Annotated in this window: 8 protein-coding genes and 1 pseudogene; 6 read left to right on the top strand and 3 right to left on the bottom strand. The window is 73.1% G+C overall.

What is annotated here, in order from left to right:
- The first annotated feature begins 54 nt into the window (after positions 1–54).
- Positions 55–648, top strand: coding sequence for a TetR family transcriptional regulator (locus AB0399_RS22060; protein WP_366412491.1), 594 nt, complete (start codon positions 55–57; stop codon positions 646–648).
- A gap of 537 nt (positions 649–1,185) precedes the next feature.
- Here AB0399_RS22060 and AB0399_RS22055 read toward each other — a convergent pair.
- Positions 1,186–2,370 carry an MFS transporter gene (locus AB0399_RS22055; RefSeq protein ID WP_329373879.1) on the bottom strand — a complete coding sequence of 395 codons (1,185 nt, stop codon included), beginning with the start codon at positions 2,368–2,370 and terminating at the stop codon, positions 1,186–1,188.
- A 187-nt stretch (positions 2,371–2,557) separates the two neighbouring features.
- Positions 2,558–5,032 (bottom strand): glycogen debranching protein GlgX, encoded by a 2,475-nt coding sequence (gene glgX, locus AB0399_RS22050; RefSeq protein WP_366412490.1) that lies wholly within the window; start codon positions 5,030–5,032, stop codon positions 2,558–2,560.
- Between the two features lie 331 nt (positions 5,033–5,363).
- On the opposite strand from glgX, the pseudogene AB0399_RS22045 reads away from it, so the two are divergent.
- The 4 genes and pseudogenes from AB0399_RS22045 to AB0399_RS22030 all read left to right on the top strand — a co-directional run.
- Positions 5,364–6,149 (top strand): annotated as a pseudogene (locus AB0399_RS22045) (Ig-like domain-containing protein); the annotation flags it as partial.
- Positions 6,150–6,420: 271 nt separating this feature from the next.
- Positions 6,421–7,599, top strand: coding sequence for an Ig-like domain-containing protein (locus tag AB0399_RS22040; protein ID WP_329364445.1), 1,179 nt, complete (start codon positions 6,421–6,423; stop codon positions 7,597–7,599).
- Between the two features lie 138 nt (positions 7,600–7,737).
- A complete protein-coding gene (locus AB0399_RS22035; protein ID WP_329364444.1) occupies positions 7,738–8,514 on the top strand; it encodes an enoyl-CoA hydratase-related protein in 777 nt (258 codons plus the stop codon).
- A 167-nt stretch (positions 8,515–8,681) separates the two neighbouring features.
- On the top strand, positions 8,682–9,215 hold the full coding sequence (locus tag AB0399_RS22030; RefSeq protein ID WP_366412489.1) for an ATP-binding protein: 534 nt from the start codon (positions 8,682–8,684) through the stop codon (positions 9,213–9,215).
- A 924-nt stretch (positions 9,216–10,139) separates the two neighbouring features.
- On the opposite strand, the gene AB0399_RS22025 is transcribed toward AB0399_RS22030, so the two are convergent.
- On the bottom strand, positions 10,140–11,852 hold the full coding sequence (locus AB0399_RS22025; protein ID WP_366412488.1) for a helix-turn-helix transcriptional regulator: 1,713 nt from the start codon (positions 11,850–11,852) through the stop codon (positions 10,140–10,142).
- A gap of 211 nt (positions 11,853–12,063) precedes the next feature.
- Between AB0399_RS22025 and AB0399_RS22020 the strand changes: the two genes are divergently transcribed.
- Positions 12,064–12,987, top strand: coding sequence for an NADP-dependent oxidoreductase (locus AB0399_RS22020; RefSeq protein WP_329364440.1), 924 nt, complete (start codon positions 12,064–12,066; stop codon positions 12,985–12,987).
- Positions 12,988–13,118 lie beyond the last annotated feature (131 nt).

Genomic DNA, 13,118 nt, shown 5'->3' with positions numbered 1-13,118 from the left:
TGCTATCAACCGTAGCACTCGATGTCAGTCACTGCTATCGCGTAGGATCGGGGCATGGGTCGATGGGAGCCGAACGCGCGGGGGCGGCTCGAACAGGCCGCGATGGAGCTCTATCGGGAGCGGGGGTTCGAGCAGACCACCGCCGCGCAGATCGCGAGTCGTGCGGGGCTCACCGAGCGGACGTTCTTCCGGCACTACGCCGACAAGCGGGAGGTGCTGTTCGCGGGGGCGGCTCAGCTGGAGAAGCTCTTCGTGGACACGCTGGCGGGGGTGCCTGCGGCGGCCACGCCGATGGAGGCGGTGGCGGCGACGCTGGCGGGGGTGGCGGAGGTGTTCGCGGGGCGGTACGAGTTCGCCCGGCAGCGGCAGGAGATCATCCTCGCGAACGAGGAGTTGCGGGAGCGGGAGTTGATCAAGCTCGCGGCGATATCGGCGCGGCTCGCGGAGGGGTTGCGGCGGCGGGGGGTCGCGGAGCCGGCGGCGAGTCTGGCGGGGGAAGCGGGGATCGCGGTGTTCAAGGTGGGGTTCGAGCAGTGGGTGGGGGTTGATGCGGGCGGGGGTGGGGTGCCCGGGGGGAAGGGTGGGCGTTCGCTCGGGGAGTTCGTGGGGGAGGCGCTGGGGGAGTTGAGGGTGGTGGTGGGGGGCTGACCCTCCGGGGCGGTGCGTTCTGTCGGTTCCGGGACCACCTGCCGGTGGGGGGCTTGTCGCGCCGTTCCCCGCGCCCCTGCGTGTGTGACGGCTCTTCCGTGAAAAGAAGCTCCCCTGGTGGGGGGCTTGATGTGGGTTCCGGGATCACCACGTGGGTGGGGGCTTGTCGCGCAGTTCCCCGCGCCCCTGAGTGACTGCGGCTGCTTCCTCGGAAAGAACCTGACCTGGCTGGGGTGGCGTTGCGGGTTCCGGGTTCACCCTGCGGGTGGGGGCTCCCCAGGGGCACGGGGGGACCCGCACTTGCTCAGGGGCGCGGGGAACTGCGCGGGCAACCAGAGGCGGCGTGGGGTCGGGGTCGGGCCTGGGCACTCGCGGCGGGTTGCCGTGGGGCGCGGGGGACCCGTACTGGACCAGGGGCGCGTGGGGGCACCTCCCAGGCGAAGCTCTGGGGGAGAACGGCGCGACGAGGCACCCACCGGGGGGTGGTCCCGGAACCGACAGAACGGGGCGGCCTGGGGGGTCCGGCACCGTGGGGAGCTATTTGCGGGGGAGGTTGCGGACGGCGGGGATGGCGAGGAGGGCGGTGGCGACGAGGAGGGGGACGGCGCCGCCGAGGAGGAGGACGTGGCGGGCGCCGAACGTGGTGGAGGCGGGACCGGCCATGGCCTGGCCGACGGGGACCATGGCGATGGAGCCGGCGACTTCGTAGGCGTGGATGCGGTTGAGGATGTCCCCGGGCACTTGGGTCTGCACGCTGGTCGCCCAGTTGACGCCCCAGTAGGCCGAACTGGCCCCGGCCACGAGCATGCAGCAGGTGATCGCCCAGACGGGGAGCCCGAGGCCGACGGACGTCGGCATGAGCATCGTGCCGAAGAGCGCGAGGGAGCCGGCCCGCAACGGCCGGCTGGACCGTATCCGCATCGCGCACAGCGCGCCGAGCGCGGTGCCGGCGCCGAGCGCGGAGTTGACCAGGCCGTAGGCGCCCGCGCCGTGGGCCGGGATGATCTGGGCGGCGGCCAGCGGGGTGTACGGGCCGACCGTGCACACCATGTAGACCATCCACACGAGGATCACCGACCACATCCACGTGCGGGCGCGGAACTCCCGCCAGCCCTCGGCCAGGTCGGCCCGGAAGGTCGAGACGGCCGCGGTCAGCCGCGGCGGCAGCGGCGGCAGCCGCAGCGAGATCAGGCACAGCGCGCTGGCGAGGTAGGTGGTGGCGTGGGCGGCGAAGACCACGCCGGTGGAGGTGAAGCCGACCAGCACGCCCGCGAGCGCGGGTCCGACCAGGCTGGCCACGGACTCGGCGGTGCGGGTCGCCCCGTTGGCGCCCTGCACGTCGGTCGCTACCCGCACGATGGTGCTGGCCACGCCGGGCTGGAACATCGCCGCGCAGGTGCCGTTGATCACCGCGATCACGGCCATCTCCCACAGCCGCACCTGGTGGGTGGCGAACAGCACGGCCGCGGTGGACTGCGAGCAGACCCGGACCAGGTCCGCGCCGATCATCAGCGCGCGGGCGTCGAACCGGTCCGCGAACACCCCGCCGAAGACCACGAACCCGGCGAAGCAGGCGGTGGACGCGGCCATCACCAGGCCGATGTCGCCGGCCGAGTAGCCGTAGCCGAGCAGGCCCGCCGACAGCGCCACGGGCAGCATGGTGTCGCCGAGCATCGCGACCGTGCGGGCGGTGAAGAAGTACCGGAAGTTGGCGGACCACAGCGGGCCGGCCGGCGGGCGTACGGAAGGCCCCGAAACGGCGGTGGCGGCTTCGGGGCCGAAATGCGGAGAGCTCACCCCGCCAATATGGACTGGACCACTCGGTAACTTCCACAGGGTTCTGACCTGCGAGATGCCGGGACGGTCCAGGTCGGGCGGGGGCGGCCGGGACGGGGCGGGACGGCCGGGTTCAGCCCGATTCCGGCCGTATCCGCAGCAGCCGTACCGAGCGTGCCGAGATCGTCACCGGCCGTCCGCCCGCGACGAGTCGACCGTCCGTTCCGTCCGCGGCGGGCTGAACGTCCGTTCCGTCCGCGACGAGTTGAGCGGGCGTTCCGTCCGCGACGAGTTGACCGGGCGTTCCGTCCTCCGCGGTGTCCAGCACCACCTCGTACCCCGACGCCCACGGCGGTCCCGGCAGCGTGAACTCCAGCGGGCGGTGGTCGGCGTGCACGATCAGCAGGAAGCTGTCGTCCACCACCGGCTCGCCGCGCGCGTCCCGCTGCGGGATGTCGCGGCCGGACAGCAGCATGCCCAGCGTCGCGGACGGCGCGAACCAGTCCTCCTCGGCCATCTCGCGCCCGTCCGGCCCGAACCAGGTCACGTCCCGCAGCCCCTCGGGCGCCAGCGACAGGCCGGAGAAGAAGCCGCCGCGGCGCAGCACCGGGTGCGCGTGGCGCAGCGCGATCAGCCGCGCGGCCAGGTCGAGCAGCGCCGCCCAGCACGGGTCCTCGCGCAGCGACCAGTCCACCCAGCCGGTCTCGTTGTCCTGGCAGTAGGCGTTGTTGTTGCCGCCCTGGGTGCGGCCCATCTCGTCGCCGGCCACCAGCATCGGCACCCCGGTGGACAGCAGCAGCGTGGCCAGCAGGTTCCGCAACTGGCGGTGGCGCAGCGCGAGGACGTCCGGGTCGTCGGTGCCGCCCTCCGCGCCGCAGTTCCAGGAGCGGTTGTCGTCGGTGCCGTCCCGGCCGTCCTCGCCGTTGGCCGCGTTGTGCTTGCCGTTGTAGCTGACCAGGTCGCGCAGGGTGAAGCCGTCGTGCGCGGTGACGTAGTTGACCGAGGCGTACGGCCGCCGGCCGCCCCAGTCGTAGAGGTCGCTGGACCCCGACAGGCGGTAGCCGAGGTCGCGCACGTCGCCGGTCGCGCCGCGCCAGAAGTCCCGGACGGTGTCGCGGAACCGGTCGTTCCACTCGGTCCACAGCGGCGGGAACGCGCCCACCTGGTAGCCGCCGTCGCCGACGTCCCACGGCTCGGCGATCAGCTTCACCCGGCGCAGCACCGGGTCCTGGGCGATCACCGCGAGGAACGGCGAGAGCATGTCCACGTCGTGCAGCGAGCGGGCCAGCGCGGCGGCGAGGTCGAAACGGAAGCCGTCCACGCCCATCTCGGTGACCCAGTAGCGCAGGCTGTCGGTGATCAGCCGCAGCACGTGCGGCTGCACCACGTTGAGGGTGTTGCCGCAGCCGGTGTAGTCGGAGTAGCCGCGCGGGTCCGGGCCGAGCCGGTAGTAGCCGCGGTTGTCGATGCCGCGCAGCGACAGCGTCGGGCCGCCCTGGCCGCCCTCGGCGGTGTGGTTGTAGACCACGTCGAGGATCACCTCGATGCCCGCCGCGTGCAGCGCCCGCACCATCCGCTTGAACTCCCCGACCTGCCCGCCGCGGCTGCCGCTGGCGCTGTACCCGGCGTGCGGGGCGAAGTAGCCGATCGAGTTGTAGCCCCAGTAGTTGTGCAGGCCCCGGCGCAGCAGGTGCTCCTCGTCGGCGAACTGGTGCACCGGCAGCAGCTCCACGGCGGTGACGCCCAGCCGGGTCAGGTGCGCGATCGCGGCCGGGTGGGCGAGACCGGCGTAGCTGCCGCGCAGCTCCGGCGGGACGTCGGGGTGCCGCCGGGTGAACCCGCGCACGTGCAGCTCGTAGATGACCGTGTCCGACCAGGGCGTCTTGGGGCGGCGGTCGTCCTGCCAGTCGTCGTCGTCCTCGACCACGACGCCCTTGGGGACGTACGGCGCGGAGTCGCGGTTGTCGCGCACGGTGTCGGCGACGTCCTGCTCGGGCCAGTCGCGCGCGTGGCCGTACACCTCGGGGACCATCGTGAACCCGCCGTCCACCGCGCGGGCGTACGGGTCGAGCAGCAGCTTCGCCGGGTTCCAGCGGGCGCCGGTCCACGGGTCCCAGCGGCCGTCGACCCGCAGGCCGTAGCGCTGCCCGGGGCGCACGCCGGGCAGGAAGCCGTGCCACACCTCGTGGGTCAGCTCGGTGAGCGGGGCGCGGGTCTCGGTGCCGTCGTCGGCGAACAGGCAGACCTCGACGGACTCCGCGCCGCCCGCCCACAGCGCGAAGTTGGTGCCGGGCGTGCCGTCGGGGCCGGTGTGGAAGCGGGCGCCGAGCGGCTGCGGGGAGCCGGGCCAGACGGTGGCGGGGGCCGGCGGCGCGTCGGCGGGGGAGGCCGGGGCGGCGCCGGTCCCCGGGCCCGCGCTGTGCGTACGGCTCGTGCCGCTCGTCGGGCCCGTGCCGCTCGTCGGGCTGGTACGGGGCCCCGGCGGCGCGGCCGGGGCCCCGGGTATGCCGGGTATACCGGGCTGCTGGGGCACTTCACGGACTCCCGGGGCCGGGCGGGGGAAGGACTCCGCCCGCCCGGCGGCGCCGAACTCGCGCGTCTCGGACACGTGTCTGCCCTCCAGCGGCTCCGGCACGGCTCTCGGCGTCGCCAGGCGTCCCGTGCCCGGCGGCCGACCGTGTCTTTGCAGGCATTGTTCCCTCGCGGGTGGCCCGTCACCCCGAAGCCGCCGCGCAGTCACCAACCCGGCATCACGTCGTTGACCTTGTGTGACAGGTGTGGCGACGCGCGCACAGCGTGCAACGAAGGGTCCGGTCGCGGTGATCGCCGCGGCGGTGGCGGCACTGGCGGTGCTGACCGCCGGATGCGGCGCGGGCGGCGGCACGGACGACAAGCCGCGCCCGTCGGCGAGCACGGGCCAGGCGACGAAGCCGCCGGCGTTCGTGGGTGTCTACTCCCCGGAGACGGGGACCACCGTCGGCACCGGAATGATCATCTCCCTGGACTTCACCAGGCACATCACCGACCGGGCCGCCGTCGAGCGCGGCGTCAGCGTCACCAGCGTGCCGCCGGTCGAGGTGACCGGCCACTGGTTCGGCGACCAGCGGCTCGACCTGCGCCCGGCCCGGTTCTGGCAGCCGGGCACCCGGGTCACCCTCCATCTGCGGCTGCGCGGGGTGATGGGCACCCCGGGCGTGCGCGGGGTCCAGTCCAAGGACGTGGCCTTCTCCGTCGGCCGTGACCAGCACAGCACCGTGGACGTGCTCACCCACACCATGACCGTGGTCCGCGACGGCCACCTGCTGCGCGTGCTGCCGATCTCCGCGGGCAGCGACCAGCACACCACGTACAACGGCATCATGATGATCTCCGAGAAGTACAAGGTGACGCGGATGAACGGCAGCACCGTGGGCTTCGGCGGGGAGTACGACATCCCGGACGTGCCGCACGCGATGCGGCTGACCAGATCGGGCACCTTCGTGCACGGCAACTACTGGTCGCCGCCGTACGTCTTCGGCACGCGGAACGTCAGCCACGGCTGCGTCGGCCTGCGGGACCGCAAGGGCGGCGGCGCGGACACGCCGGCCGGGTGGTTCTACGGGCAGTCCATCGTGGGCGACACTGTGGAGGTGGTGAACTCCCCGGACGCCACGGTCGCCCCGGACAACGGGATGAGCGGGTGGAACCTGAGCTGGCCGGAGTGGACCGCCGGGTCCGCGCTCTGAGCCGCGGCGGGTATCCGTACACGTGCGCACCCGGTACTCCCGAGGTGAATCGGGCGTTGACCGGCCGCGTCTTCGGGTAGACACCCGGATGGCAGTTGGGACGGAACAGTGACATTCCCGTGGCACGGGTACGCGGTTCATATGGTTTTCTTGCGCTGGCAGGGGGAGTTCGGGTGTGTCGCGCGGTAGGGGAGTCAGGACTTTGAAGCCGATAGGTGGGGCCCGTGGTGCCAGAAGGCACGCGGCTGCGGCTCTGGTGCTCGGAGCGCTGATGCTGGTGGTGACCGCTTGCGGTCCCGACGGCAGCGGCAGCAAGGCGAGCTCGGGCAGCGACGACGGCAAGGGCGGTGGCGCCAAGACCAGCGCCCCGGACACGACCGTCTCGAAGGCGGTCGTCGACATCACGCCCAAGGACGGCGCGAGCAACGTCGCGACCACCGGTGTGCTCAAGGTGGCGGCGACGGGCGGCAAGCTGTCCACGGTGACCGTGAAGGACGACAAGGGCAACCCGGTGGACGGCAGCATCACGTCCGACGGGCTGGGCTGGGCGCCCAGCGGCCATCTCAACACCTCCACCGAGTACACGGTGGACGCGTCCGCGAAGGACTCCTCGGGCCGCGAGTCCGACAAGCACGCGACCTTCACCACGGTGGTGCCCAAGGACACCTTCGTCGGGTTCTTCACCCCGGAGGACAACTCCACCGTGGGTGTCGGCATGGAGGTGTACCTCAACTTCAACCGGCCGATCACCAACAAGAAGGCCGTCGAGCAGGGGCTGAGCGTCACCGCGTCGCCGTCCGTGCCGATCGCGGGCCACTGGAACGGCAACACCCAGCTCTTCTTCCGCCCGCAGGACTACTGGGCGGCCGGCACCAAGGTCACCCTCAAGCTCAACCTGGACGGGGTGGAGGGCGCCCCCGGGGTGTACGGCAAGCAGAACAAGTCGGTGCACTTCACGGTGGCCCGCCGCCAGGTCAGCGTGGTGGACGCGGCGAAGCACACCATGACCGTCTACCGCGACAACAAGGCGATCAGGACCATCCCGATCTCCTCCGGCGCTCCGGCACACACCACGTACAACGGCAAGATGGTGATCTCGGAGAAGTACATCAAGACCCGGATGAACGGTGACACGGTCGGCTTCGGCGGGGAGTACGACATCCCGGACGTGCCGCACGCGATGCGGCTGACCAACTCCGGCACCTTCATCCACGGCAACTACTGGGCCGCGACCTCCGTCTTCGGCCACAGCAACACCAGCCACGGCTGCGTCGGGCTGCACGACGTGCGCGGCGCGGGCGACGCGAGCACACCGGCCGCCTGGTTCTACAACAACTCGCTGATCGGGGACGTGGTCCAGGTGACCAACTCCCACGACAAGACGGTGCCGTGGTACAACGGCCTCAACGGCTGGAACATGCCGTGGAGCGAGTGGACGCAGGCGTCCTGACCCGATCGTCATGACCCGACCGTCCTGATCCGACCGTCCCGATCCGACCGTCCCGATCAGGCATCCGGCCTCCGGCCGAGGAGATCGACCGTACGGCCCGCCCTTCGCCGGGGCGGGCCGTCGTCGTACGCTCCGGTCATGACTGAAACCCCGGTGACTCTTGAGGTCGAGGACGGCGTCGGCACCATCCGGCTGGACCGGCCGCCGATGAACGCGCTGGACGCGGCGATGCAGGACCTGCTCAAGGAGCTGGCCGAGCAGGCCGCCGCGCGGGCGGACGTACGGGCGGTGGTGGTGTGGGGCGGCCCGAAGGTGTTCGCGGCGGGCGCGGACATCAAGGAGATGCGGGCGATGTCCTACCAGGACATGGTGGACCGCTCGCGCGGGTTGCAGGACGCCTTCAGCGCGGTGGCCCGCATCCCGAAGCCGGTGGTGGCGGCGGTCAACGGCTACGCGCTGGGCGGCGGTTGCGAGCTGGCGCTGTGCGCGGACATCCGGATCGCCGCGGAGAACGCCAAGCTGGGCCAGCCGGAGATCCTGCTCGGGCTGATCCCGGGCGCGGGCGGCACCCAGCGGCTGGCCCGGCTGGTCGGCCCGTCCCGCGCCAAGGACCTGATCTTCACCGGCCGGACCGTCGGCGCGGCCGAGGCGCAGACCCTCGGCCTGGTCGACCGGGTGGTCCCGGCCGAGCAGGTGTACGCGCAGGCGCTGGCGTGGGCGCGGCAGTTGGCCCGCGGCCCGGCGTACGCGCTGCGGGCCGCGAAGGAGGCCGTGGACGGCGGCCTGGACACCGACCTCGCCAGCGGGCTCACCCTCGAACGCACCCTGTTCGCCGGACTGTTCGCGACCGAGGACCGCGAGACGGGGATGCGCAGCTTCGTCGAGAACGGCCCCGGCCAGGCGGAGTTCGCCTGAGCGCGGTTCGGTTCGCGGGCGGTCGCGGGCGGTCGCGGGCGCGGTCACGAGTGCTCGCGGCCGCCCGGCCGGGGGCGCGCCGGCGCCGTGTGACGTGGGTGACGCCGGTTCAGATGAATTAGCGGGGTTACCGGGCGAACCCGTCCTGTTACGGCCATCATGAAGACATGGCGGTACGGGGTGGTGCGGAGCAGCCGCGGCAGGCGGCACAAGTGGCTGACGGGGTACCGCTCATGGCCGCGGACGACCCCGGTGAGGCCGATGACCCCGACGACGCAGCCGCCGCCGCGGCCAAGGCACTGGAGCTGATCGGGGACCCCTCGGTCAAGGAGGTGCACCTCGCCTCGCGGCCCGAGTCGGCCTCCACCGCCCGCCGGCTGTCGCTGTCGGTGGTGCGGATGTGGGGCCTGCCGCACCTCGCCGACACCGTGGAACTGCTCGTCTCGGAACTGGTCGGCAACGCGGTACGGCACACCGGTGCGCAGATGTTCGGGCTGCGGATGCCACGGCGGCGCGGCTGGGTGCGGGTGGAGGTCCGCGACCCGTCGCGGGCGCTGCCCTGCCTGATGCCGGTGCGCGAGATGGACACCAGCGGCCGCGGGCTCTTCCTGGTCGACAAGCTCTCCGACCGCTGGGGGGTCGACCTCCAGCCGCGCGGCAAGACCACGTGGTTCGAGCTGCGGGTCATGGACCGGATCTGAGGGGTGCGGCACACTCGTCAGGAGCGATGCGGGAGACTCGTCGGAACCGCCGGGAACGGGAAGAGGCCCTCCGCGCGTCGGGGGGGATGACAGCGGGGGGCCTCTTCAACATCGCCGCGAAGCAGGGGGGGTGTTCCGCGGCGCCCTGGGAACGGCCGAGCTCGGGTCCGTGGCGGCCGTTGTACTCGACTCTCGCACGGGTCGGGGTGCGAGAGCAAGTTTGGGAAGCGTGTCTCTCGCCACAAACCGGGCATATTACTTGTGGATGAAAGGGTGACATGTGCCACCCACCTTGTAAATGATGGTTAAACTCTCTCATGACCTTTTCATATAGAGAATGCTTATGTGACCGGTGAGACCCTGTAGGGGGTTCACCCTGACTCCATGGTGGGGTAAGCCCCCATAGGAGTTGGGGGATTCGCCGGATGGGCTGGGCCGCGCCGCCGCGAGAGGCTCGGGTGGTCGGTCGGCAACACGAGGAGAGCCTGTGGCAGGCACCATGGCAGCAACGGGGGCGGGCACCGCCCCGGCGGCGATACGCGCCGTACCGGCCTTCGTCCGGTTCGTGGTCTTCGGCGGCGGCGTCACCCTGCTGGGCAGCGGCGCGCTGCTGCTGGTCGGCGACCGCGCGCCGGTCGCCGCCGCCAACGCCGTCGTCACCGTCGTGACCACCCTGCTCGCCACCGAACTGCACACCCGCTTCACCTTCCGGCGCGGCCGGGCGAGCTGGAGCGACCACTGCGCGAGCGGGCTCACCGTCCTGCTGTCGTACCTCTTCACCACCGGCGCGCTGCTCGGCTACGACGCCTTCCACACCGGCGGCGGCGCCCTGGTGCGGCAGGGCGTCTACCTCGCCGCCTCCGGGGCCGCCGGGATCGCCCGCTTCCTGCTGCTGCGGTACGTCTTCGCGCGGACCCGCCGCGCTCAGTCGCCGACCGCGCGCGGCGGGCGGATCGCCGGGGTCGCGGGCCGGGCGGCCGGCGTCGCGGGTCCGGTCGTGCGGGCCGCCCGGAGCGCTTGGGGCGCCTGGGGCGCCTGGGGTGCCGCGCCGCTCGCCCGTGCCGTACGGGCCTTCCGGTTCGCGCCGGTCGTCGTGCCGCCGTCGGTGCCGCGGCCGGTTCCGGTTCCGGTGCGCGTGGCCCTGCGGGCGCGGGGGCCGGTCGCCGCGCCGGGCGGGGGAGCGGTGGCCGCGGTGGCGGGTCCGCGCACCGCACCCGCCGACCCCGTACCCGGGCGGGCCGCGCCCGACGTCCTCGTCGCCGCCGTGATCCCGTCGAGCCGGGCCGCCTCACGGCCCCCCGTCGTGGCAGCGGCCATCGCCGCCACGGCGCCCTGGGCCACGCCCGCGCTGTGGGCCATGGCCACCGCCTCCCCGCGCGAACCGGCGCCCAACTTGCCGAAAATGTTCGCGACATGAAACTTCACCGTCGACTCGCTGATGTGCAGCGCCGCCGCGATGTCGCGGTTGCGCCGGCCCAGCACCAGCTGCGCCAGCACCTCGCGCTCCCTCGGGTGCAGGGACTCCAGCGCGTTCCCGGCCCCCGGTAGCCCGCCCGCCGGTGCGGGCACGACCGGCGGGTCCAGCGGCACCGTCACCGTCACGGTGCTGCCCCAGCCCGGCAGCGCGTCCACCACCACCCCGCCGTCCAGCGCGGCCAGCCGATCCGGCACCCGGTGCGCCGCCAGCGCCGCCAACTCCAGCCGCCCCGGGCCGTCGTCGCGCACCACCGCCCGCAGCGCCTCCTGCTCCAGCGTCCAGCTCACATGCAGCCGGCCCGGCTCCTCCCCCTGCTCCAGCAGCGCCAGCACCGCGCCGCGCACCGCGGCCCGCGCGGTGTGCGCCACGTCCGCCGGCAGCGTCCGCCGCGACCCGGGCGCCCGCAGGTCCAAGGTGACCGGGCTGTAGCGCAACAGCGCCCGCAACTCGTCGGTCAGCCGCCCGAAGGCCGTGTCCGCCGGCTCCTCGCTCACCGCCCGGTCCAGCTCCAGCCCGGCCCTGGCCTCCACCAGCGCCGCCACCGCCAGGTCCACCGCCGCCCGCCGGGCCGTACGGTCGTCGAGCGCGGGCGTACGCAGGGTGCCGAGGATCGCCGACAGCACGCTGGAGTGCGCGTCCGTCAAGTCCGCGATGGCCCGCGCCCGCGCCCCGGCCGCGGCCCGTGAACTCGCCGTCTGCGCGGGGTCGGCCTCTCCGGTACGGCGCCCGGTGTGCGTGCTCACCAGGTCCCACAGCCCCTGCGCCAGTCCCGCCGCGTCCGCGTCCAGCGGCTCGCCCGAGGTGCGGGCCACCGCCAGCAGCGACGGGCCGCTGACGCCCTGCGGCGCCGTCGCCACCGCGAGCACCGGCCGCGCCTGGCCGGCCAGTTCCGCCTCGCCCAGCCACGGCGTGCCGACCGTCACCCGCTCCACCAGCCGCTGCAACTCGGCCGCCGTGATCCGCCCGGCCACCTCGGCGTCCCCGGCGAACTGCGTCGGCGTGAACGTGCACACGCTGGTCAGCCGGGCCAGCGCCACATGCGGGACGACGTCCGCCAGCGCCTCCGACATCCGGTCCATGGTGTCGGGCAGCGGCGCCGACATCACCGAGTGCGCCCGGGCCAGCGCGTCCTGGACACGTTTCCCACCATGCGTCTGCATGCATTCCACGGTACGGCCTCGGCCGACCGGGCGAACTGGCCTTTCGGCCAGGCGGAACCCTCCCAAGAGACGGGTGGATCGGCGCGGTGGCGAGCGATGCTGGAGGACGGCGGTGAACGGGCGGCGCACCAGGCGCCGTTCCCCGATCACCGTGCACCGACCGATCAGCTGAACACGCAAGCCATCGAGACACCCAGGAGCGGGACACGCCATGACCAAGGCCATCGCCTTCACCGAGTTCGGCACCCCTGACGTGCTGCACACCCTTGACGTCGACCTGCCCGAGCCGGGCGCCGGGCAGGTGCGGATCGCCGTGCGCGCCGCGGGCGTCAACCCGGTCGACAGCAAGATCCGTTCCGGCGCCATGCAGCAGGTCTTCCCGACCTCCTTCCCGCACGTGCCCGGCGTCGAGGCGTCCGGTGTGGTCGAGGCGGTCGGCCCCGGCGTCACCGGGTTCGCCGTCGGCGACGAGGTCTTCGGCCAGACCGTCACCGGTTCGTACGCCGAACAGGCACTCGCGCCCGCCGACCGCCTGGCACCGAAGCCGGACAGCCTCGACTGGGCCGCCGCCGCGGCGCTCCCGGTCGCCACCGAAACCACCTACCGCGCGCTGGAGCCGCTCGCCCTGCGGCCCGGTGAGACGCTGCTCGTGCACGGCGCCGCCGGCGGGGTCGGCACCGTCGCCGTCCAGTTCGCGGTCGCGCGCGGCGTGAAGGTGATCGGCACCGCGAGCGACGCCAACCACGAGCGCCTGCGCGCGCTCGGCGCCGTGCCGGTCCGCTACGGCGACGGTCTCGTCGAGCGGGTACGGGCCCTCGCTCCCGACGGGGTCGACGCCGCGTTCGACCTCTCCGGTCAGCCGCAGGCGCTCGCGGACTCCGTCGAACTGACCGGCGGCAGCGAACGCGTCATCACCGTCGCCAACGCCGTGGCCGCGAAGGAGACCGGGATCGCGTTCTCCGGCGGCGGCGAATCCGACCGCAGCCGGCCCGCCTTCGAGGAGGCGCTCGCCCTGCTCGCCGCCGGAAAGCTCCACCTCGCCGTGCATCGCGCCTATCCGCTCGCCGAGGCGGCCGACGCGCAGCGGGAGAGCGAGACGGGCCACGCGACCGGGAAGATCGTCCTGACCGTGTGAGGACCTGAGCACGGCACGCCGGGCCGCCTCGCCGTACGGCGATCCGGGGTGCATGGACGCGGCGGGGGGGGGGGGGCGGGGTGTCGAGCGCCCCCCGCCCGAGAGCGTGTGACGCGTGAGGGGGGTGTGTG

This window comes from Streptomyces sp. NPDC088194 (assembly GCF_040702025.1).
Lineage (GTDB): Bacteria > Actinomycetota > Actinomycetes > Streptomycetales > Streptomycetaceae > Actinacidiphila.
This window is presented reverse-complemented; position numbering and strand designations above follow the sequence as displayed.

What these genes read in the sequence shown, in the direction of transcription:
- AB0399_RS22060 (WP_366412491.1), top strand. Translation starts at nt 55, where the DNA reads ATGGGTCGATGGGAGCCGAACGCGCGGGGGCGGCTCGAACAGGCCGCG.
- AB0399_RS22040 (WP_329364445.1), top strand. Translation starts at nt 6,421, where the DNA reads ATGCTGGTGGTGACCGCTTGCGGTCCCGACGGCAGCGGCAGCAAGGCG.
- AB0399_RS22035 (WP_329364444.1), top strand. Translation starts at nt 7,738, where the DNA reads ATGACTGAAACCCCGGTGACTCTTGAGGTCGAGGACGGCGTCGGCACC.
- AB0399_RS22030 (WP_366412489.1), top strand. Translation starts at nt 8,682, where the DNA reads ATGGCGGTACGGGGTGGTGCGGAGCAGCCGCGGCAGGCGGCACAAGTG.
- AB0399_RS22025 (WP_366412488.1), bottom strand. Translation starts at nt 11,852, where the DNA reads ATGCAGACGCATGGTGGGAAACGTGTCCAGGACGCGCTGGCCCGGGCG.
- AB0399_RS22020 (WP_329364440.1), top strand. Translation starts at nt 12,064, where the DNA reads ATGACCAAGGCCATCGCCTTCACCGAGTTCGGCACCCCTGACGTGCTG.